Source organism: Frankia sp. CpI1-P, assembly GCF_001421075.1.
Lineage (GTDB): Bacteria > Actinomycetota > Actinomycetes > Frankiales > Frankiaceae > Frankia > Frankia torreyi.
This window is the reverse complement of the sequence record NZ_LJJX01000004.1, coordinates 180,609-200,882: the sequence shown is the minus strand read 5'-3', so window position 1 is coordinate 200,882 and position 20,274 is coordinate 180,609. Positions and strand designations below refer to the sequence as shown.

Sequence of the window (20,274 nt, the reverse complement as noted above, 5' to 3'; positions counted from 1 at the left end):
GGCAGATAGGAAGTCAGGGGAGAAACAGTCGAGAAGAGAACAAGTGCTATACTGGGGAACGTCCAGCCGAACTCACGGTATTCTTTCGAATCGACAACCTTGGCGCTAAGCGGCACCCAGGTCCGGGAGGGCGCGCTGGCTACCATAGGAGATTCAACATTAGATGAAACTGGTCAATTTCCAGTAGATAAGCTTTAGAAGCTCTGTCACTCGTCAGCAAAGCGACAGGAACCGCTGGCATGATAACCGTACTGCACGTCTGCGAGGGAAACATATGCCGATCGCCCTTCGCAGAGATAGTCAGTAGTGACATACTGTCCTCACAGGTTCCGGGAGGTACGGAGACCTTCTACATACATAGCGCCGGGACACGTGCGGTTGTAGGGGGGAAGTTGCATTCTGTCGCAGAGGTAGAACTTGAGCGCCGTGGAGTTCTATCCGGAGACTTCCGAGCCAGGCAGATCAGCAGCAAAATGGTCACAGAGTCTCACCTCGTCCTTACAGCAACTACTCATATTCGAGACGATCTCCTAACGGCAGCGCCGTGGAAACTCGGCCGCATATTCACTTGGCTCGAGCTGGCCTGGCTAGCTGAAGGACTCGATTGGAACGACATACCCGGTCGCTCCGCGGCAGAGCGTGTGATAGCAATGCCGGCAGTCGCCGAGCGCGGTCGTGGCTATCTCTCTCCCCGACCGTCCGCCAGCTTCGACATAAGGGATCCACTTCGGATGTCAAAACGCGCAGCAGGCAGGGAGTTCAGGAAGATGGAAACCGCTCTGGAGACGGTTTTCGCTCTATTATAGTCGTAGCGAGATCGAGTCCGTCGTCATGTCGAACGACATCATACGCGGGTCTGCGAGTTGTTTGATGTGCAGACACAGAATCCGGTATAGAGTCGTACCCATATACCCTCTCCGACTTCGTAACTCGATTCGCGATAACGCCCAAGATATTGACCCCAGCTGCTCGAAGTGTTTGCGACGCAGATGCCAGCTGCTCGGATCGCACCTTCTTCATCTGCGCAACCAGCAATACCCCCCCGGTGACCCGGCCGATAAGCGCTGCATCGGTCACCGGCAAAAGCGGCGGTGAGTCGAACACCACCACGAACCCCGAATTGACCAGTTCTCCGACAATCTCTGCAAACTGCGTAGAACTCAGAAGCTCGCTCGGGTTCGGCGGAATCGGACCAGAAGGGAGAAGGTATAGGGGAATATCATCCCGCCACTGCCGAAGCGCTCTAGAGATTGGCACATTCCCCACTAGCACGCTGGTGAGCCCGACACTTCCGGGTAGCGAAAAAGCCTCAGCGAGACGAGGTCTACGGAGGTCGCCGTCAACAAGTACTACACGCTCACCAGCCCTTGCCATCATAATAGCAAGATTCCCCGCGATTAGGCTCTTCCCTTCGGACGCTAGAGCAGAGGTAATCACGAAGCTCGAAAGTTTTCGATCAATCGAGAGAAAGCCAATGTTAGTACGCAGTCGACGCAACTCCTCGGCTATCGATCCAGAGAGTTGATCGACCGCGGGNGCCCGCTCATTAATTCGACGGTCATTCGCCAGGGCGCCAATCACTGGAGCTCTTACAATGCGGGATACCTCCGCCTCGGTGCGGACCCTTCGATCAACACGATACCGCACCACGGCCGTGCCCACTCCAAGGGCAAGCCCTACTAGAACACCGAGGAGGAGGTCTACCTTCTTCCGAGGTGATGACGGTGCGGCCGGAAGCGAAGCGCTTCGCGTAACAGATACCTTCACCGGCGAGATCTGACCGCCGTTAGGCGTTTCAATACGGCCCACGACCGCAGGAAACTGAGCTCCAATAGCATTGGCGATCTCTTGAGCACCTCTCGGGGATCGGTCAGTAACGCTAACATCTATCAGTACCGTATCCACAGGGGTTGAAGCATTTACAGAGCCAGCAAGTTGCTCTGCTGTCTGGTCTAGGCGCAGTTGGTTCACCACTGCCTGCATAACATCGGGGCTGTTAATAATACGGACGTACGATTTCACACGTTCGACCGAAAAGTTCGATGCCTCATAAAGCTGAGTCGCACTCGCGCCTTCGCTACTGGTAGCGACAAACAGCTGAATTTTGGCAGTATAGATTGGTGACTGCACNGAGACATAGAGGCCAGTAGTCACACTACACATAGCAAACACGCCGAGAGCTACCAGCCAGTGCGCTCGGACTGCGCGTAGGTAGAACATCAACNCCATACGGTTGGCCGCCCCCCATTTTAGCCCATACTTAGCTGTACCGATCGTAGCAAACGCCGGGACCACAGGCTTCCGACGCTCACCAGAATTGCGCTCAAGACCGCACCTAGAGCGGCGACTTCCAACTGGCAGGGCTAGGCATGGTCACCACCGTCAAGTGGTTCAGCTACCCCGACATCAGAAGACGCATCGCCATCGAAGCCCGCAGCCCCCGACGATCACCTTTCTGGACATCTTCTCAATGTCCGCGGATCCGACTTCTGAATCTGCGAGAGGTCCTCTGTGACTATACCCCTAACAAATATAGATCAGTTCTGACATGCACCGAGCCTTCCCTCCAGCGGTCCGCCATTCTCGGCGGNGGTCACGGACCGTGATAGCCGCGGTGGCGCGGAAGGCGCAGCGTAGGACTCGATAAGAACTTCGTCCTTCCGCAGATCAGTATCCAAGGCCCTGTGTGCATGGGTGCTGCACACCCACCAAGCTGCCTTTAATTGAGCAGCACCACCTCGTGGCTAACCGTTCTCCTGCTCGTGGAGCGCGAGCTAATCGGCATCCGGACGGGAATCTTCGCGGTCAGATGCCGGGCACAGGACGCGCTTGTTCAGCGCGGTTCAGCGAGGAAACTCGGGTAAAGCATCTGCGCGAAGGCAAACCTGATCAGCAGCTCCCCGGGCTATCAGACCTGCACAAGTGCATCCGAGTGCTTGCCTGGCAGGCCCCTAAGCTGCGCCCTGCAGCAGCGGGCTTCGGCTACGTTATCGTCGACGGCACAGGCGTCGAGATCAACCGGAGCCGCGCCCCCGGCAGGACGACGGGCGTGAATCTCTTGTTCGTTCGCCAGGGCTCGCAACCATGGCAGCAACATCCAGATCGTCTCCGCCGCCACGGAAGCTGGCCACTCTGGGTCCCCGACGTCCGTCCCGGTAGGGAACGCAACACCACCGCACTGCACCTCCGGCGCCCTGCCGATTAGATCGATACCAAGATCCTCTTTGGTATCGACGAAGAAGGGCTACAGGGCCAGATCGCGATCCGATAAGAGAAGGCCAAGGGCAAAGCCCACTCCGACGGCCGGAAGACTCTAGCCGTGAAGGCTACCTTCGCCCCTCCGGAACGACCACCTAACGGCACCGCAAAAACATACTGTTGTGATCACGTACTACAACAGGCGCTTACAGGAGAGGTCTCAGCGGCACCAATTGAGGTTTCAATCGGTGCCTACAGAGCTTTTTTTACCAAATACATCATGGACACGGGAAGAGATTTCTGGCGGGNATATGCTAGACCTCCAGGAGAAGGTGGCCCACAAACAGAGGCTAACAACAACCGCACAGATGCTCAGCGTGAATGATCGATGCAGCAGAGCTACAGGGGCAGTTACGATAGCGGTAAGACAGCTCAGAAGCAAAAGGGGAGACCATTCAACCGAGGATCTAGTGCGCCTTCGAATTTGGACATTTAGAAATCGACTAGAGAAAAAGGTGCCGATCATTGTACCGACGATTGCACCGTACATGCCGATTAGAGGCATCAGGACGAAGTCTGTGGCGACATTCATCGCAGCCGCCATTAAGAAGACCTTCCGAACCAACTTTTCGTTACGAAGAGTGAAGAGCACCGCAATATTTGCTCCACCACCCGATATTCTTCCCAGCCAAGCCACGACCCCTATCAGGACCAGGTACAGCGCCAAGCCCGGATACTTCCCATGAAACAGTATCACGCTAAGACCAGGTCCAATTGCGATCAGTATCGCGAGAGGCCAACTCGACAGGAAAGCTGTGAGATAGGTCATTCTCTGCCACGACTTTCCTAGCTCAAACTTCCCCGATTCTGCATACGTCGCGGAGAATCGGGTCAAAGTCATACTACCGATTCCTGTCAGAAACACTGTATTGGCGGCGGTCGTGAGACTGAAAGCCAGGGCGTAGGTTCCTACCGAGGTCTTGTCGACTGCCACTATTCCTGCGATAATAAGATCGCCTTGCCGATTCAGAATATTATTGGTCAATCTATATACAGTCAGATCAACCAAAGGTCGCCAGCCGCGGTCGGCAAGGTTCGGCATTCGGACAGCATCCCGGAATGATAGTCGCACTGGTTTCAGCAGCCGACATGAGAGAAGAACACAACCCGCGGTCCGCAGTGAGCTGAAAATCAACGTAATAGTGAGGCAAGAGATCGATGACGATGGGCGTACGAGTAACGTCGCGCTCGAGGCAGCGATGACCGCAGCTATATTGAAAATGCTAGGTACTGCTGGGCGTAGAAGCGACGCCGTCTGTGCCACTACTAGATCGTAAATCGAATTAGCAACGACGATGCAGCCTACAATCGCTAGCGACGTCTGATCGCAAACTAAAAGGATACCAGCCAAGAGGGTGAGCGCAAGTCCCACGAAAGCCCGGGAGGCAAGTGCCTCCGTCCAGATCGCTCTATCTCTAGGATTGGCCGCGAGTGCTCGCTGTAGCGATTCCTCGACCCCAAGTGACATCACCGTTGCCGCGATGAACGCTATAGAGAGGTCGACGACAAGCTGGCCATATTGACGAGACGGAAGGACGTTAGCCTGTACTATGCTCGACAGAAATACAGCCGGGAATTCGACAAGTTTAGTTATCTGAAGCAGGGTCGCCGCCCGGGCGAACGTGGGGCCGCCACGCTGCCTTCGATGCCTACTCATCTGGACCTTGCTCCGCTCGCCGTCTGCCTGACCCAAGCAACCTCAAATTTTCACGCATCGGGCCTTCGTTGACCGCGTACACACGCGTACGTCTCCTCCGCCGCGTGCTTCCACGAGAACTCTTCTGCGCGTTCCCTCGCCCGCCTCGCCATCTCCTCTCGCAACGCAGTGTCGCTCATCAACCGCTGCAATTGCATCCGCAACTCGGCTTCGAGGTTCTTGCGGCGAACATAGATCGCGGCATCGCCGGCAACCTCACGTAGCGCGGGTGCGTCGCTGGTCAGAACCGCGCATCCCGCGGCCATTCCCTCCAGGACCGGCAGACCAAACCCCTCATCCATCGACGGATACACCAGGATTGAGCTGATAGCCAGCGCCCGAGCCACATCTTCATCGGGCAGCCAGCCTGTCCATTCGACGAGGTCATCTTGTACAAGCGAGCGAAACTCGGCAGACTCGTCAGCTGTCAACCATCCAAGCTTTCCNATTATTCGAAGTCTCCATCCCGGTAGATCAACTTTTCGAAAAGACCGGATTAGCGCCGAGACATTTTTTCTGGGCTCTATAGTCCCAAGATAGGTGACAATATTCTCGCGAGGAAGGGGGTCTTCCCCTAGATTAAGTGAGGGCCCTTCATGGATTACATGAACCTTTCCCTGACACATCGGCAGGTGCCTAAGTACAGCATCTGCGACGTACCGCGTCGGAACGATTATGCTACTGGCCGAAGATGCAGCTCGTCGCAGGAGTGCGCGATGGAATACACGGTTCCTAGCTGTATGCCGGTCCGGAATAGTAATCGGAGTCAGATCATGAATGGTTAGGNTAGTACCGGAGACCAGACTCGGAACAAGTAGTGATTCAGGTGACCAATATTTTTGATGCCGAGCCATTTCGGCAGCAACGCCATGGAAGCGCGCGCCCTCAGAGAGTGCAATCAATCGGAAATTTTTCTCCGGTCGCCACGCGTCAGCGCTATTGGTAAGCACGGTAATATTCGCATTTGGCCAGTTGTGTACCAGCTGCTTTGTATAACGTCCAACACCAGTTGGACGATGATCTGCACTACGTCCNTCAACAAATAGCATGGTTAACTCCGTTCAAAATGATGTCGTCCACAAAATCTCCAACGTTCCAGAGAAGGACTTCAGTTGATAGCCGCATCCGTAAGGATCTCTTCAATTCGCGCGTAGACACGGTCTCGACGAAAGCTCTTGATATATCTCTCTCGCAACATCCCCGCATCTTCTGCAATTGCTTCCAGGATCTTCGCCGAGATTTCTTCCGGCATATTCGGTTTGTTTTCAACTACCGACTCCCGGCCTAGTGCCCAGCGTGCTCCACTAACGTCGGTTGAAACTACCGGCACAGCCGCAGCCATTGCCTCGAGCATTGCTAGAGAGAGACCTTCCCATTTTGATGTCATCAGCAGCAATCCGCCCCGCTCGAGTTCCTTCCGTAGATCACGCGCGGCTCCGCAGAAATTGATTNGGTCACTTAAACCGAGTTCCAATACCATTTTCTTGCATTCAGCAAGTAGTGGACCTTCTCCAAACCAGCAGGCCGATATGTCGGGGCGCGCCTCTATGACTCGGGCACAGCTCATAATCCAAAGCGAAGGGTTCTTTTGTTCCGTCAAGCGGCCAATACCCAGAATTCGCGCGTGCCGTGGGCGTTGTACGGGAAGATGNAGTAGGTCCTGCTCATGCCAAGGCACGCAGTTTCCAACTAGCCGGACTCGCGATTTCGCCCTCTTGTAACCGTGGACTACCATTGCCACCGTGCTAGGACTCACCGCTNCAATCCGGTCCGCTCGGTACGAAAGTGCTTTCATATCTCGCCCGGGAAGCTCCACGTGCGCGTGCTCAACTATTGGCGTCTTGGTGACGATGCGAGCAGGAAGCGCCGCCAGCGCCTGGCGCCGCCAATGTACATGCATCACATCGGCGCCTCGACCCACACGTATCAGTGTGTTGGTTAGCTCCGAGTCTTTGTCGGTTCTCAGATCGACAGTCTCGACTTTGCCGATCAACCGCCTCCTAAGGGCGCCGCCCTCCGGNGCGGCGAATAGTACTTCATGNCCGCGCTNGGCAAGCCAGTTTGAGAGGTCGATGATGACGCTCTCAGCGCCCCCCAAATTGGGCCGCCTCGAGACTTCAATTATCCTCATTGGGGTTCCTGGTTAGGTCTACTATTCGCTGCAACCGAGTATCCGAAGTCCATGCTGCGGCAAATTGTCGACGAGCGATATCCTTCTTTTCCTTGGCAAGAATCTCTTCTAGAATATCAGTGTTTACATCCGAGGTCACATGGACATCGGCATGTAGCCCGACAAGCGAAGTAGCGCTGACGGCGATTACAGGAAGGCACGCCCAGAGATAATCCCATACCTTCAGAGGGAAGCTTCCATCGGAGTATTCTCCCTCTGCAAGCGCTATAACTCCAACATCGGCGTCCCGAAGAACGGGCCATAGATCTTCCCTGCTCAGAGGNCCAAGCATCCTCACATTTGTTCTCTTTTGTAGGCCTGAAATCTCCTCAGCCCCCGCGGCTAGATTCTCTCGCTTCCCGACGACAACTAGCTCACTGTGCGGAATGTCCGCGATCTTATGGAGCACTCGAAAGTCGAGCTTATAGGTATCGAGTGCTCCAACATAGACAAATCTTCGGCGCGGTGTCCGGTCAGGAAGTGGCTCATTTCCCCAAGGAGGTGGAAGCACTGCGCCTGATAGATAGGTCGCTTCGACACCGTGNCGGCGCAAATATTGGACCACGCCAGGAGATGTTCCTGTCACCAGATCTGCCGCATGGGCGAGCCTTTTTTCTGCGATTCGCAGCGATAGTTTGCTCGCCGTACCTGAGTACCAGGGCTGCGCTTCATAAATGTCGACACAGTCGTAGACTAGGTTCAACGGCTCAAATAGGCGTGCCAGGCCGAGCGACATCGGGTCATAGGTGAGTAGTAGGTCCGGCCGTCCTCCAAGATAAGTCGTTACCTGGTCAACCCAANGGTTCGCCAGGGAGGATCTGATCTTCCTCGTTGGAAGATAGGCACGGCCCGACCAGGGGACCCAGGGTCGGGCCCTTGTCACGAGGATGCTGTTGTGTATCTCCCAGTGGGCACCTTGTCGGCCTACAACTTCACAGTAGGCAGTCTTACCGAATTTCGACAAGGCTCTCGCAGCGTATTGCCTATTGGTCGACGTACTGTGATTCCACTGCATGTTACTAAGTACTACCGAACGCACTACTAATCCCGTCTTTGTCTTAAGTTCGACCCTCTGTCATGTCGACAAAGTTTTTTGTAGATCCAAACAATATTTTCGAATGTTATAATATATTGAGATAAAAGATCATTCAGTGAACGTGGCGGTTCTGGAACTAAGAAGATCTTGATATAGGGCCAAATAGTTTTCCGTCATAGCTTTCAGCGAGAACCGCTTATGAACAAGCGTTCGCCCCTCCCTACCCATGGCCAACGCGGACGCAGGATCATCGAGCAACCTTAGTACCCCATTACTTAGCGACATAACTGAAGGTTCCGCAAGTAACCCTGTAATGCNATGTTGAACTTTATCGGGAATTCCTCCAACAGCTGTCGCCACCGTCGGCCGGCCATGAGCCAACGCCTCAAGTACAGTCAGGCTGCTACCTTCGAACCTTGATGGTTGTATGAATAGGTCCGCCTTCGATAGAAGAGACTGGGTAGTCTGGTCGTCTAGGTCGCCGACAAGGCTCGCGTATCGTTCCAATTGGAGTATTTTTATTTTTTGAATTATTGTTTCAGATAGAGGACCTACTCCAATATGCAGCCATTGCAGCTCTTTCCCAGCAGTCCTGACGGTAGCCAGAACATCGGGTAGAAGATCGTAACCTTTGTTGCCTACAAGACGGCCGATTGACACCATCAGCTGTCCGGATGGTCGAGGATACTTCGGGTTTGACGTAACGTTGCCGGAGTATCTCTCGAGAAGGTCAGTGTTGACCGAGTTGGGGATTACTCTGATTTTTTGCTGATCAGATCCCAAGTTGGCTTCAACTGTCTCCACCAGGCGGGTATCTGTTGCAATCACTACGTCAGCTGCGGCAGCTCCGGATCGCACTGAGTGGCGCTGCCAAGTACAAGATGCACGCCCCCGCAGAGTCGTTTGATGAAATTCTTCCATGCCATGAGGATTGAGTACTCGGATGTGTCCTCCAGGAAGTGCTGCGAGAATGCCCGCCGCAGCGCCGTGTACGTGCATAACGTCGTTCGATCTTAGTCGTCCATGNAGCGTTCTCCGGACTCGTGAAAGCCAGATGGCATACGCGGCGCTTGCGTTGAGAGAAGAATTTTGAATGACTGGCCACGAGACAAATATTACGTGCCGAAACTTCTGATTTTCCACCATGGGGATNGGTCCGGATGTTACTAGACGAACCTCGGTTCCGGCTTCTATTAGGCCCTCGGTGAGGTCAGCCACCGCCCTTTCGAGACCGCCTCGGCCGTGGAATCCTGCCACTGCCCTGCTGACAATCCAAACCCGTCCNACTGCAGTCATCTCAACCCCTGTCTCCGGTCGGACATCGGATATAGCCCGGAGCATGCAATTCGCTTCCGCCTTTTCAAACGTCTGCGCGTGGGCTGGATCAGTCGTCTTGATGCGTCGACTCGCGGGTAGACCTATGAAGCAGGATTTCTCCGATCGCATATGGAACGAAGGCGAGATCCCGGACCAAGTATCGCCGCCACAGGCGTCGAAAATCGGTACTGAGGCGCCACATCCATTCAAGTCCAATCTTCTGGACCAGTCTGGGGGCACGTCTTTGCCGCTTCGCTAGGAAATCAATAGCGGCACCCGCGCATATGATGACCGCCGGGCTAAGCGTTTTGCGGTGGTAGTCAGCCCAGATTTCCTGTTTTGGCATTCCAAGCCCAACTACGACGATATTTGGCCGGTTATGTGCGAGTTCATCGACCAAGGTGTGGTCGATCTTCCCTCCAATCACGTGGTTCATGGGCGGTGTGACAACTATGGGTGGTTGGAGGGTTGGATGGCGCCGCTGCAGCTCCCGAGCGGCCGCTTCCCCTACCCCCTCCTCTCCCCCGAAGAGGGCCAGTTTCAGACCTCTCTTTGCCGCCAGATCGCAAACAGCTGGAACCAGATCCGCACCGGTTACGCGTGAATGCAGAGTTTGACCCACTAGACGGCTGAGAAGGACGATTGGCGAGCCATCCGCGGTTACCAAGTCAGCGTTGTTGTATGNACGACGTAGACGCGAATCGATTCGGAGCGTAAGTGCGTGATCAACGTTACATGTGACTACCACTCCGCCCCTCGTGGATGAGAGGCTCCCGATTATTTCAACCGCCTCGTAGAGGCTGACATCGTCGATATCGACGTCAGAAACTCTTTTTTTTGTTTTTTTTGACCGCAAATCGACCGTTTTTTGCATGGCGCCACTCTCCGCTAGAGACGGCTTAGCGCCGTTTTCTTCGTTTACAACACGAAATTTTTTTGAGGCGTAGGTAATCCGTGCGTGTACCATACTTCCCCCGACGGCTTTCAACTTGCGTTTACTTTTTGATCCGGATAATATGCCGCACGGAAAAGGTTGAAGATAGGGCCATCTCTTTCTTACTAATTTCTGATACAGTTTGCGACTGAGGTCTCATCAACAGACCCCGCCTCTACAGCACGGGCCATCGGTTGAATTGGCACGATGGGCATTTCATATCTAACTGGCTCCCGAGTGTTGACGGTAACTTCGAGTGGGAGTCTGGGTGTCGGGTAGATCCACATTGTTATTCTGGGATGGCCAAGTTCAGTTCCGCTGTTAAAATTGATTTGTTTGCCGTCTAGAGCTACTCCGGTTATCTCGGCTCCCTCTGTCATGTAGATCGAGAGCTGCAGCCGGCTTTGGCCTGGCGGATAGGTGCCTCGGGGCGCATCGATGCGATCCGTAACAAATGTCGGCAGGTTTGACGGCGCTTCATTGGTGAGTTTCACGGCAATTCGGCCGGACCGGTGGTCGCCGTTGCAGGTGCCGAGGGTGTAGGAGATATTGCGGTCGAGGTAGTAGTCGAGTTTCGCACCGGAAACGTTGTTCAGCACGATCCCCGCATACGGCGCCGGGCCCTGGTACATCTCCCCGGTAAGATGCGCCTGGCGCAATCCGGCCATCTCCTCCGCCCGCGGCGACCAGATCTGCAGGCGCTGGGCCCGGCCGGCGTCGCCGAGCTCGGCGAGCAGTTTCCGTGACGGCGCCTTGCCGTTCAGTGCCGCATGGAACGCCGCCTCCGCGACACCGCGCAGGAAGTCTTTCCGATCGCTGCGTTTGCCGTCGTACTCGGCGTAGGCGTCGACCTCGACGATCCTGGCGACGTTGTCCGCCGTGGCCACCCGGCCATCGGGTAGCGGAACCGGTCCGGTGGCACGCAGCAGGTGGGCGAGCATCTCCGGGTCGGCCGCGATAACCCCGTCGATGTGGGTCCCGAACTGGTGCTCGTACATCGCGGCCCACGTCCGGCCGGCGTAGGGGAAGTGCGGGCTCGAGTTCGCGTTCGACCAGATCGCCCCCGGGAACAGTGGGCCATAATTCTGGTTGAACTCCGGCCCCAGATCGACGACNGGCAGTGGAAAATCCCGCAGTTCAGTGTTGGACGCCGTCCTGACGAGATCAACCTTGCCGTGGTTGGCCGTTAGCACACCGAAGACGCCGAGCAGGCCCCCGGTCCCCTTGATCTCGGCGTTGTTCTGGAAGGCAATGAAATAGGTGCGGGGCCCGTTGGCGCCGAGCATTCCCGGGCCGATCCGCACTGCCTCTGCCGCCCCGTCAAGCAGGCTGCTGAGCTTACCGATCTTCTCGACGGCCTCGGACCGGGCCTGGCGCACCGGTCCGAGCAGTCCCGTCGACGGTAGAGACTGCACCCGCCGGCTCGCGACGCTGACCTCGGTGCTTCCATTGATGATGGGTTCGCGCGCCTCGTCGAGCGCGGCGAGATCGACCGTGCCGTCCCGGACGAGGGTGTCCGGATTGATCTTGTCGGCGACGGCGACGAGATTCGCCAACGGGCCGTCCGCCAGATCGTCGAGCGACACGACCAGCTCACGGGTGGTGCCGAGGCTCGACCCGACGAAAGGCAGTTTCGAGCCGAGCCACCAGACCGGGCCAGCCGAATGGCTCCGCGCGCGCCCGGTCGCCGCTCCCACCTGGGCGAGGGTCTGCCGTGCGGCGGGAACGTCGCCGTCGAGGGCTCGGTCCTGCAACACCCCCAGCTTGTCTGGGGCACCGGCGAGATCCGACCGGACCCACAGGACCTGGCCGACGAGCACGCCGGCGGCGAGCAGGATCAACCCACCGACCACAACGACTCCGGCCACGGTGAACCGCCGCCGCCGACGGGAACGCTGAGCGGCCGCCGCAGCGCCATCCAGCGCCCCGACCGCCAGCGCGGCACCCGGCACCGACTCGTAGTCCGATCCGGTGATGGCCGGCGTGCGCTTTACGATCAGCACATGCTCGGTACGTTCTTCTCCGCCGCCAGGTTTCCCAGGCACACCGTCTCGCTCCCGTTGCCNAATGATCGGCGTGGTCGCGTCCCCCGACGACGGTTGGTCCTCGTTCAGTACGCCCCCCTACAGCACAGAACTGCCCATACGGTACACCCCGAAGGGGTAGTCACCTCGAGGGAGGTGACTAGTTCTGGATGTAAAGCGGCTCACGGTGGAGCTAATGCGCCTGCCTCTGAGGTCAGAGCATCCGGAGGCTTGCTGCCGGCAGTGCCGACCGAGCTGCGCCACCGACCAGTGATGGACGTCATCCACCTTCTCGGCTACCTGCATTGGCAACAGCGGCCCAACTCGAACCCGTCAAGCTTGACCCCGCCCGGGTTGCGGTCGCCCAAATGAACTCGCTACGAATCCACCCGGTCCACACAACGGTCGGATTTAGGGCCGTGGGGGTGCGCAGACGCGCCGCGTCCGTGGACCGAGCTGTCGACGTGGACGCGGCACGTTCTCCTCTGTTATTCGGGCCAGGGCCAGCTCAGTACGCGCCTTCGCGGCGTAGGACGGCGAAGACGGTGCGCCACAGGATGTAGAAGTCAAGCGGTAGTGACCAGTTCTGGACGTAGCGCAGGTCGAGGCGAACCGACTCGTCCCATTCGAGATCAGATCGGCCGGAGATCTGCCACAGGCCGGTCAGGCCCGGTTTGACCATGAGGCGGCGGTGAACTTCGTCCTCGTACTGAGCGACCTCGGCGGGCAGCGGTGGGCGCGGGCCGACGAGAGACATCGTGCCATTGGCGATGTTGAGNAACTGAGGTAGCTCGTCCAGCGACCACTTGCGCAGGAACTTGCCGACCTTCGTGATCCGGGGGTCGTCGCGCATCTNGAACAGCAGGCCCTCGGCGCGCTCGTTCTGCGCCGCCAGCTCCGCCTTGCGCGCCTCCGCGTCGACGTACATCGAACGGAACTTGAACATGGTGAACGGCCGGCCGTCGCACCCGACCCGGGTCTGGCGGAAGATCGCCGGGCCGGGGCTGGTGAGGCGGACCGCGAGCGCCAGCGCCACGAACAGCGGCGAGGACAGCAGCAGCACGCCGATGGCCACGCTGCGGTCGAACAGGCCCTTCACGGCCCGCCGCGCGCCGGTCAGCTCCGGTTCCTCGATGTGCAGCAGCGGCAGGCCCGCCACCGGGCGGATCGAGATCCGCGGGCCGGTCACGTCCGTCAGCGCCGAGGAGACCAGCACGTCGACGTCGCTGCCCTCCAGCATCCACAGCACCCGGCGCAGCGTCTCGCCGTCCATCTGCGGGCTGATCGCCACGGTGGTCGCATGGGTCGCCCGGATGGCGGTGTGCAGGCTCTCGGACGTGCCGACGATGGGCACACCCAGCAGGTCGAAGCCGCCGCGGTCGGCGTAGTCGTGGCTGTGGCGACCGGGCGAGCGGTCCAGCACGACGCCGACGACCGACCAGCCCGCGGTGGGGTCGCGCCGCGCGAGCCGGACGAGCGACGCCGCCGAGTCGCCGGCGCCGACCACGAGCACCCGGTGCAGGCCGCGGCCGCCGCGGCGCAGGCGGTGCAGGTAGCCGCGGGCGGCGCAGCGGCCGAGCACCGTCAGCAGGAGCGCGGCGGGGAAGGCGATCAGGACGTACGCGCGGGCGAGCTCGGCCTTGGTCGCATACGACAGCACGGCCACGACCGCGGTCAGGTGCGCGGCGGCGTTGAGGACCCGGCGGAACTCCTCCGACCCGCCGCCGAGGAAACGGCTCTCGTAGGCGCGGCCCAGGAACATCGCCAGCACCCAGACGACGGGCAGCACGACCGACATCGCCAGGTAGGGCTTCGCCGACACGGGCTTCAGGTCGAACTCGACCACACCGCCGAACCGCACGAGGTAGGCCACGCCGGCGGCGATCACGCAGGCCGCCGCGTCCGAACCCATCAGTAACCAGCCGAACCTGCGCTCCCAGGGCACCCTGGCCCGGTAGCCCTCGAAGCCGTCGGCGCGGTCCTCGGGATCGAGCGGGACGCCGCTGCCGGCGCCGGCCTCCCCACGGGCACCGCGGCCGCCGGCGGCCCCGGGCCAGCCGGCAGCGTCACTCTCCGCAGTGGTCCCGAGCCCCCCGAGGACATAGCTCTCCCCCGCGGCCCCGGCCCCGCCGAGGGCATCCCCTTCCGCCGTTTCCACCCCGCCGAGCGCGCCGCGCTGCGCGCGCGGCCGCTGTACCGGGATCGCCTGCTCCGTCATGGGCAGGGCAGGCCGCGCCCCGACCTCAGCCACCTGTTTGAGACGCGTCGGAAGCGACCTCCGGTCGATGTTGGTCAGCGTGCGTTCGTCGTAGNCCTGGTCGCTTTTGTCCGATTCATCGCCATTGGGTCCGGTCTTCGGGTCGCCCCCCGACCCGATCCTGGCATCGCTGAAGACAGTGTCCGTCACCTGGCTGACCCCCCATGGTCACGACCCTCGTTGGCCGACGACGACGGAAAGGGGCTCGCAACACCGACAGCCCTGGTCACGGCGCATGACGCTGCATCCCGGTCACCGGCCGAGCCCCCCTGGCCCGCCGCATCACCGGCCCTGCGGACCCCCCGNCCGGCCGGCACTGTACGTGCGCACCCAACTCTAACGTCCTAGCATCGTCAGTTCTATGCCGGCATCGCGTGATGGCTCGTGTGCGTGACATAAATCGCTACTCGACCGATTCGCGCCAAATTCTTGCCGGATGCGCTGCTCCCCGTTGGGNGCATGCCGGACGGATCGTGAGTCGATCCACCTTCGAAACATGTCATAAACGGGCAAACAACCCAGACGCGGGCAACGATTCTAGTGACGCGCGGTGATGGCCTGTCGCGGCCAGGCGATCAGGCGGTCAGGTAGTCAGACGGTCAGGTAGCGGCGCAGCAGCCGCTCGCCCTCGTCGATCGCGGCGAGCTCCACGTACTCGTCGCGGGTGTGGGCGAGGTTGGGATCGCCCGGGCCGTAGTTCAGCGCGGGGATGCCGAGCTCGGCGAAGCGGGCGACGTCCGTCCAGCCGTACTTCGCCACCGGGACACGGCCGGTGGCGGCGACGAACGCCGCGGCGGCGGGCGCCGCGAGCCCGGGCGGCGCGCCGGCCGCCAGGTCGGTCAGCTCCAGGTCATAGCCGTCGAAGACCCCCCGGACGTGGGCGAACGCCTCCTCGGGCGTGCGGTCCGGCGCGAAGCGGAAGTTCACCGTCACCCGGCACAGGTCGGGGATCACGTTGCCGGCCACGCCGCCGTCGATGCGGACCGCGGACAGCCCCTCGCGGTAGGTGCATCCGTCGAGCGTCACGATCCGAGCCCGGTAGCCGGCGAGCCGGCCCAGCACGCCCGCCGCCTTGTGGATGGCGTTGTCGCCGAGCCAGGAGCGGGCGGAGTGCGCCCGGGTGCCGGGCAGCGTGACGACGGTGCGCAGCGTGCCCTGGCAGCCGGCCTCCACCTCGCCGGAGGTGGGCTCCATGAGGATGGCGAGGTCCGCGTCCAGCCAGTCCCGGTGCCGCGCGGCGAGGCGGCGCAGCCCGTTGCGGTCGGCGGTGACCTCTTCGTTGTCGTAGCAGATCCAGGTGACGTCGTGGCGCAGCGCGCCCGCGTCGGTGATCGGCAGGGTGGCCGCCAGGCGCAGCGCGATCGCCACGCCCGCCTTCATGTCGGAGGTCCCGCAGCCGTAGAGCCGCCCGTCTACCACCCGCGCGGGCAGGTTGTCCGCCAGCGGGACGGTGTCCAGGTGCCCGGCGAGCAGGATCCGGGACGGCCGACCGAGGAAGGTCCGGGCCACGACCGCGTCGCCGTCGCGGTCGACCCGCAGCCCGTCGATCGCCGCGAGCGCCTTCTCCACCGCGTCCGCCAGCGCAGCCTCCCCGCCACTCACGGACGGCACGTCGACCAGCCGCCGGGTGAGCTCGCCGACCGGAACGGTGAGATCCAGATCCATGCCGTCGACCCTACGGCCCCCGCGAGTGCCGAGCCGCGACCCCGACGGGGCTGGTGGCGCGGCTCGACCCACGGGGACGGAGGTCAGCCGGTGGCGCGGCTCGACCCGAGGAAACGGGCTCAGCCGGTGGCGCGGCTCGACTCCGCGGGGACGGGGGTCAGCCGGCGACGCCGTGCTCGCGCAGGACGTCGTTCAGCGCCAGCTTGTCGTGGATCTCACCCTCGGCGAGGGTGCGCAGCACCAGGATGCACGGCATCGCGAACTCGCCGCCGGGGAACGACTTCAGCCGGCTGGAACCGACGGCGACCGCTCGCTCGGGGATCTCGCCGCGCGGGTATTCCTCGCCGGTGTTCGCGTCGAAGACGTGGGTGGACGCGGTCAGGATCGCCCCGGCGCCGAGCTTGGCGCCGCGGCGGACCCTCGCCCCGTCGACGACCATGCACCGGCTGCCGACGAAGGCGTCGTCCTCGATGACGACGGGGACCGCGTTCGGCGGTTCGAGCACGCCGCCGAGCCCGACGCCGCCCGAGAGATGCACGTTGCTGCCGACCTGGGCGCAGGACCCGACCGTCGCCCAGGTGTCGACCAGGGTGCCGGCGCCCACGTACCCGCCGATGTTCGTGTAGCTGGGCATGAGGATCGCGCCGGGCTGGACGTGCGCACCCCAGCGGACGATGGCCCCCGGCACCACCCGGACGCCGTCGAACCGGGTCTTCAGCGGCATCCGGTCGTGGTAGTGGAAGTCCCCGGCGGCCGACTCGGCCATCGGCAGAACCTTGAAGGACAGCAGGATCGCCCGCTTGGCCCGCTCGTCGACGACGACCGAGCCGTCTGCGGCGACGATCGCGACGCGGGCGATCCCGGCGTCGATGGCGTCGACGGCCGCGACCACGGTCTTGCGGGCGTCGGCGTCGTCGGGGGTCAGGTCCGCCCGGCGATCCCACAGCTCGTCGATGATGGGATCGATCGGGGAGTCGAAGCTCGTGTTGGGTGCGCTCACAGGCCCGACCTTACGAGGTCGGCGGCGGTAGCGGCCACGCCGTGGCTCCCGCCCGCCCCGGGGCCGCGGACCGTGAAGCCGCGCGTCGTGGGGCGTACGGGTTCCCGGCGGCGCTGGCTGCGGCCGGCCCGGGGGCCGGCCGCAGGGGTCAGCGGATGTCCGGCTCGCCGTTCCACGAGCCGCCGGCGGCGTGACGGCCGGCTTTGGAGGGCTGGCCGTGGCCGGTCGGCGGATCGTCGTGGCCGGCCGGCCGCTCGTAGTCCGCGGGATTCTCGTAGCCGCTCGTGGGGTCGTAGCCGCTCGCGGGGTCGTAGCCGGCCTGGCCGTCGCGCCGGGCCGGATCGTCGTGACCGCCCGACCGAGCGCCGTAGCCGGACTGCCGCGCGTGGCGCGGGGAGCGCTCGTAGCCGGGCTGCCCCTCGAAGGCGCGCTGACCCTCGAAGGCGCGCTGGCCCTCATAACCGCGCTGGCCCTCGAAGCCGGGCTGCCCCTCGTAGCCGGCTTGACCTTCGTAACCGGGCTGGCCCTCGAAGCCGGCCCGGCCCTCGTAGGCCGNCTGGCCCCGGAAGCCGGCCTGACCCTCGTAACCTGCCTGGCCCTCGTAACCGGTCTGGCCCTCGAAGCCGGTCCGGCCCTGACCGGTCTCGCCCTCGAAGCCGGTCCGGCCCTGAAAGGTGGGCTGGCCCTGGTAGGTCGGCTCGCCCTGGTAGGTCGGCTCGCCCTGGTAGGTCGGCTGTCCCTCGTAGCGGGGCTGGCCCTCGTAGGCTCGCGCGCCCTCGTAGCCGGGCTGGCCCTCGTAGCCGGGCTGGCCGTCATAGCCGGGCTGGCCCTCGCGGCCCGGCCGCGGCTCGTACGCGGGCCGGGTCTCGTAGCCCGCCGCGGACTCGTAGGGCACCCGCGCCGGCCCGGCCGGGTAGCCGGGGCCCGGGGCGGCGTAGCCACCCTGCTGGGCGCCGTACCCCGCCGGCGGCCCGGACTGCGGGTAGCCACCGCCCGCCGGCGGCCCGCCGGCCGGCCCGCTCGGATGCGATCCGGCGCCGCCCGCCACGACGGCCGGCGCCAGCATGGTCATCCGCTCGGGGACGGTCGCCACCTGGGAGTCCGGCGCGGTGAGGGCGACCCGGACATGGTGGCGGCCGCCCTCCCCGTAGAACGTCCCGGGCGCGACGAGCACGCCGACCCCGGCGAGGGCGTCGACCGTCGCCCACGCGTCCTCGCCACGGGTGGCCCACAGGTACAGGCCGGCCTCGCTGTGGTCGATGGTGAACCCGGCGACCGCGAGCGCCGCCGCCAGGACCGCCCGCCGGTTGGCGTAGCGGGCCCGCTGGTCGGCGACGTGGATGTCGTCGGCGTAAGCGGCGGCCATCGCCGCCGCCACCGGGGTCGGCATCATGAACCCGGCGTGCTTGCGGACCCCGATCAGCCCCTCGACGAGCTGCGGATCGCCGGTGACGAAGCCGGCCCGGTAGCCCGCGAGGTTGGACCGCTTCGACAGGGAGTGCACCGCGAGCAGGCCCTCGTGGGATCCGCCGCAGACGTCCGGGTGCAGCACGGAGACGGGCCGGGCCTCCCAGCCCAGTTCGATGTAGCACTCGTCGCTGGCGACGATGACGCCCCGCTCGCGGGCCCAGGCGACGACCGCTCGCATCTCGTCGACGGTCAGCACCCGCCCCGTCGGGTTCGCGGGCGAGTTCAGCNAGACGAGCGTCACCCCGTCCGCGGGGCCGACGACCGGCTCGCAGCGCGCGAGCAGGGCGCCGACCTCATAGGTCGGGTACGCCGGCGTCGGCACCCAGACCCGGTCCCCTGGTTCGAGACCGAGCTGCCCCGGGAGCTGGGCGACCAGCTCCTTGGTGCCGAGCACCGGCAGGACGGCACCCGGATCCACGAGGACGCCGAGGCGGCGGGCCAACCAGCCCGCCGCCGCCTCTCGAAGATCCGGGGTACCGACCGTCAGCGGATAGCCCGGAGCATCCGCGGCACCGGCCAGCGCCTGTTGCACGACGGCCGGGGTGGAGTCGACCGGAGTCCCGACCGAGAGGTCGACGAGCCCGTAGGGGTGCGTGCGGGCCTTCTCCTTGTAGGAGACGAGCTGGTCCCAGGGGAAGTCGGGCAGCCGCACGCGGGAACGGGCCGGTGACCGCAGGACTCCGGAGGTGTTGCCCGACCTCCCAGAGCCGCTCAGGACTCGCCCTGGGGGGCCAGCGCGGCGACCGCCGGCGGGTCGAAGTCCAGCGCGCCGACCTTCGAGGCGCCGCCCGGCGAACCGAGCTCCTCGAAGAAGTTGGCGTTGGTGTCCGTGTACCCCTTCCACTGATCGGGGACGTCGTCCTCGTAGTAGATCGCCTCTACGGGGCAGACCGGCTCACATGCTCCACAGTCGACGCACTCGTCGGGCTGGATGTAGAGCATCCGTCCGCCCTCGTAGATGCAGTCGACCGGGCACTCCTCGATACAGGCCCTGTCCTTGACATCGACGCAGGGCTCCGCGATGACGTAGGTCACCGGTTGTTCCTCCTCGGGCTCGCGGGCGACTGAGTCCTTAGTATCGACATGGACAGTTCCGTGTCGACAACAAGGGCGTGCGCTGGTGGTGTATGTCGTCCGCATCACTCAGGCCGACATCGGCGCGCGAGTCATGATCCGCAGGCGCATCCCGGGTCCGATACCTCTCAGTGACGTTCTCGGGACACTACGGTCATGGTCATCGCACGTGCTGACGGTCGAAACGGCGGAGGGCACGCACGTCCAGATTACCGAGGATGACGTGGTCGCGGCACGCGTCATACCCCCTAGACCCCCCGCGCGGCGATCACCCACCGATCCGGCCACGCAGGTCACGACCGCGGCTGGTCCGCTCGACGCCAATGCGGACATACCGCCTCCGGGCACCATCGTCCGAACCCGGCCGGTCCGG

Annotated in this window: 17 protein-coding genes and 14 pseudogenes; 1 reads left to right on the top strand and 30 read right to left on the bottom strand. The window is 62.4% G+C overall.

Annotated elements, in window-relative coordinates:
• The first annotated feature begins 239 nt into the window (after positions 1 to 239).
• Positions 240 to 806, top strand: a complete 567-nt coding sequence (locus FF86_RS65110; protein ID WP_082121636.1) for a hypothetical protein — start codon at positions 240 to 242, stop codon at positions 804 to 806.
• On the opposite strand, the gene FF86_RS65105 is transcribed toward FF86_RS65110, so the two are convergent.
• The 30 genes and pseudogenes from FF86_RS65105 to fdxA all read right to left on the bottom strand — a co-directional run bounded on the left by FF86_RS65105 (position 760) and on the right by fdxA (position 19,862).
• On the bottom strand, positions 760 to 1,497 hold the full coding sequence (locus FF86_RS65105; RefSeq protein WP_396229771.1) for a CpsD/CapB family tyrosine-protein kinase: 738 nt from the start codon (positions 1,495 to 1,497) through the stop codon (positions 760 to 762). The two genes, FF86_RS65110 and FF86_RS65105, sit on opposite strands and share 47 nt — an antisense overlap.
• Positions 1,498 to 1,537: 40 nt before the next feature.
• Positions 1,538 to 2,130, bottom strand: a 593-nt coding sequence (locus FF86_RS65100; protein WP_396229758.1) for a YveK family protein, incomplete at its 3' end; no start/stop codon positions are given.
• Position 2,131: 1 nt separating this feature from the next.
• Positions 2,132 to 2,220 (bottom strand): hypothetical protein (locus FF86_RS65095; RefSeq protein WP_396229770.1); only part of this gene is annotated, 89 nt, incomplete at its 3' end.
• Positions 2,221 to 3,507: 1,287 nt separating this feature from the next.
• A partial coding sequence (locus FF86_RS65090) for a polysaccharide biosynthesis C-terminal domain-containing protein (protein ID WP_396229769.1) occupies positions 3,508 to 4,027 on the bottom strand: 520 nt, incomplete at its 3' end.
• A gap of 938 nt (positions 4,028 to 4,965) precedes the next feature.
• Positions 4,966 to 5,400, bottom strand: a pseudogene (locus tag FF86_RS65085) (glycosyltransferase); the annotation flags it as partial.
• A gap of 1 nt (position 5,401) precedes the next feature.
• Positions 5,402 to 5,733, bottom strand: a 332-nt coding sequence (locus FF86_RS65080; RefSeq protein WP_396229768.1) for a glycosyltransferase, incomplete at its 3' end; no start/stop codon positions are given.
• A 329-nt stretch (positions 5,734 to 6,062) separates the two neighbouring features.
• Positions 6,063 to 6,405, bottom strand: a pseudogene (locus tag FF86_RS65075) (glycosyltransferase); the annotation flags it as partial.
• Between the two features lies 1 nt (position 6,406).
• A pseudogene (locus FF86_RS65070) lies at positions 6,407 to 6,605 on the bottom strand (glycosyl transferase family 1); the annotation flags it as partial.
• A 1-nt stretch (position 6,606) separates the two neighbouring features.
• Positions 6,607 to 6,714, bottom strand: a pseudogene (locus FF86_RS65065) (hypothetical protein); the annotation flags it as partial.
• A gap of 1 nt (position 6,715) precedes the next feature.
• A pseudogene (locus FF86_RS65060) lies at positions 6,716 to 6,974 on the bottom strand (hypothetical protein); the annotation flags it as partial.
• A gap of 30 nt (positions 6,975 to 7,004) precedes the next feature.
• Positions 7,005 to 7,085 (bottom strand): hypothetical protein (locus tag FF86_RS65055; RefSeq protein ID WP_396229767.1); only part of this gene is annotated, 81 nt, incomplete at its 3' end.
• Positions 7,072 to 7,407: pseudogene (locus tag FF86_RS65050) on the bottom strand (hypothetical protein); the annotation flags it as partial. The pseudogene FF86_RS65050 and the gene FF86_RS65055, both read right to left, overlap by 14 nt.
• 1 nt (position 7,408) lies before the next feature.
• Positions 7,409 to 7,635 (bottom strand): annotated as a pseudogene (locus tag FF86_RS65045) (hypothetical protein); the annotation flags it as partial.
• Between the two features lie 34 nt (positions 7,636 to 7,669).
• Positions 7,670 to 7,924: pseudogene (locus FF86_RS65040) on the bottom strand (hypothetical protein); the annotation flags it as partial.
• Position 7,925: 1 nt separating this feature from the next.
• Positions 7,926 to 8,139 (bottom strand): hypothetical protein (locus FF86_RS65035; RefSeq protein ID WP_396229766.1); only part of this gene is annotated, 214 nt, incomplete at its 3' end.
• A 129-nt stretch (positions 8,140 to 8,268) separates the two neighbouring features.
• Positions 8,269 to 8,477: pseudogene (locus FF86_RS65030) on the bottom strand (glycosyltransferase); the annotation flags it as partial.
• A 1-nt stretch (position 8,478) separates the two neighbouring features.
• Positions 8,479 to 9,186, bottom strand: a pseudogene (locus FF86_RS40315) (glycosyltransferase family 4 protein); the annotation flags it as partial.
• Between the two features lies 1 nt (position 9,187).
• The coding region (locus FF86_RS65025) for a hypothetical protein (RefSeq protein WP_396229765.1) at positions 9,188 to 9,312 on the bottom strand (125 nt) is incomplete at its 3' end.
• Position 9,313: 1 nt separating this feature from the next.
• Positions 9,314 to 9,417, bottom strand: a 104-nt coding sequence (locus FF86_RS65020) for a hypothetical protein (RefSeq protein WP_396229764.1), incomplete at its 3' end; no start/stop codon positions are given.
• A gap of 127 nt (positions 9,418 to 9,544) precedes the next feature.
• Positions 9,545 to 10,144 carry a WecB/TagA/CpsF family glycosyltransferase gene (locus FF86_RS65015; protein WP_220386679.1) on the bottom strand — a complete coding sequence of 200 codons (600 nt, stop codon included), beginning with the start codon at positions 10,142 to 10,144 and terminating at the stop codon, positions 9,545 to 9,547.
• A gap of 392 nt (positions 10,145 to 10,536) precedes the next feature.
• A pseudogene (locus tag FF86_RS65010) lies at positions 10,537 to 11,526 on the bottom strand (DUF4012 domain-containing protein); the annotation flags it as partial.
• Between the two features lies 1 nt (position 11,527).
• Positions 11,528 to 11,697: DUF4012 domain-containing protein (locus FF86_RS65005; RefSeq protein ID WP_396229763.1), on the bottom strand; the 170-nt coding region annotated here is incomplete at its 3' end.
• 1,246 nt (positions 11,698 to 12,943) lie between these two features.
• Positions 12,944 to 13,213, bottom strand: a pseudogene (locus FF86_RS40310) (sugar transferase); the annotation flags it as partial.
• Between the two features lies 1 nt (position 13,214).
• Positions 13,215 to 13,290: pseudogene (locus tag FF86_RS40305) on the bottom strand (sugar transferase); the annotation flags it as partial.
• A 1-nt stretch (position 13,291) separates the two neighbouring features.
• Positions 13,292 to 14,653 (bottom strand): sugar transferase (locus FF86_RS04450; RefSeq protein WP_242418183.1); only part of this gene is annotated, 1,362 nt, incomplete at its 3' end.
• Between the two features lie 630 nt (positions 14,654 to 15,283).
• Positions 15,284 to 16,357: a succinyl-diaminopimelate desuccinylase gene (gene dapE / locus FF86_RS04445; protein ID WP_044883452.1), complete on the bottom strand. Its 1,074-nt coding sequence runs from the start codon at positions 16,355 to 16,357 to the stop codon at positions 15,284 to 15,286.
• Positions 16,358 to 16,514: 157 nt separating this feature from the next.
• A complete protein-coding gene (locus FF86_RS04440; protein ID WP_055406312.1) occupies positions 16,515 to 17,357 on the bottom strand; it encodes a 2,3,4,5-tetrahydropyridine-2,6-dicarboxylate N-succinyltransferase in 843 nt (280 codons plus the stop codon).
• Positions 17,358 to 17,913: 556 nt separating this feature from the next.
• Positions 17,914 to 19,054: pseudogene (gene dapC, locus FF86_RS40300) on the bottom strand (succinyldiaminopimelate transaminase); the annotation flags it as partial.
• 1 nt (position 19,055) lies between these two features.
• Positions 19,056 to 19,479 (bottom strand): aminotransferase class I/II-fold pyridoxal phosphate-dependent enzyme (locus FF86_RS40295; RefSeq protein WP_242418163.1); only part of this gene is annotated, 424 nt, incomplete at its 3' end.
• A 59-nt stretch (positions 19,480 to 19,538) separates the two neighbouring features.
• Positions 19,539 to 19,862: a ferredoxin gene (gene fdxA, locus FF86_RS04430; protein WP_009742053.1), complete on the bottom strand. Its 324-nt coding sequence runs from the start codon at positions 19,860 to 19,862 to the stop codon at positions 19,539 to 19,541.
• Between the last annotated feature and the right edge of the window lie 412 nt (positions 19,863 to 20,274).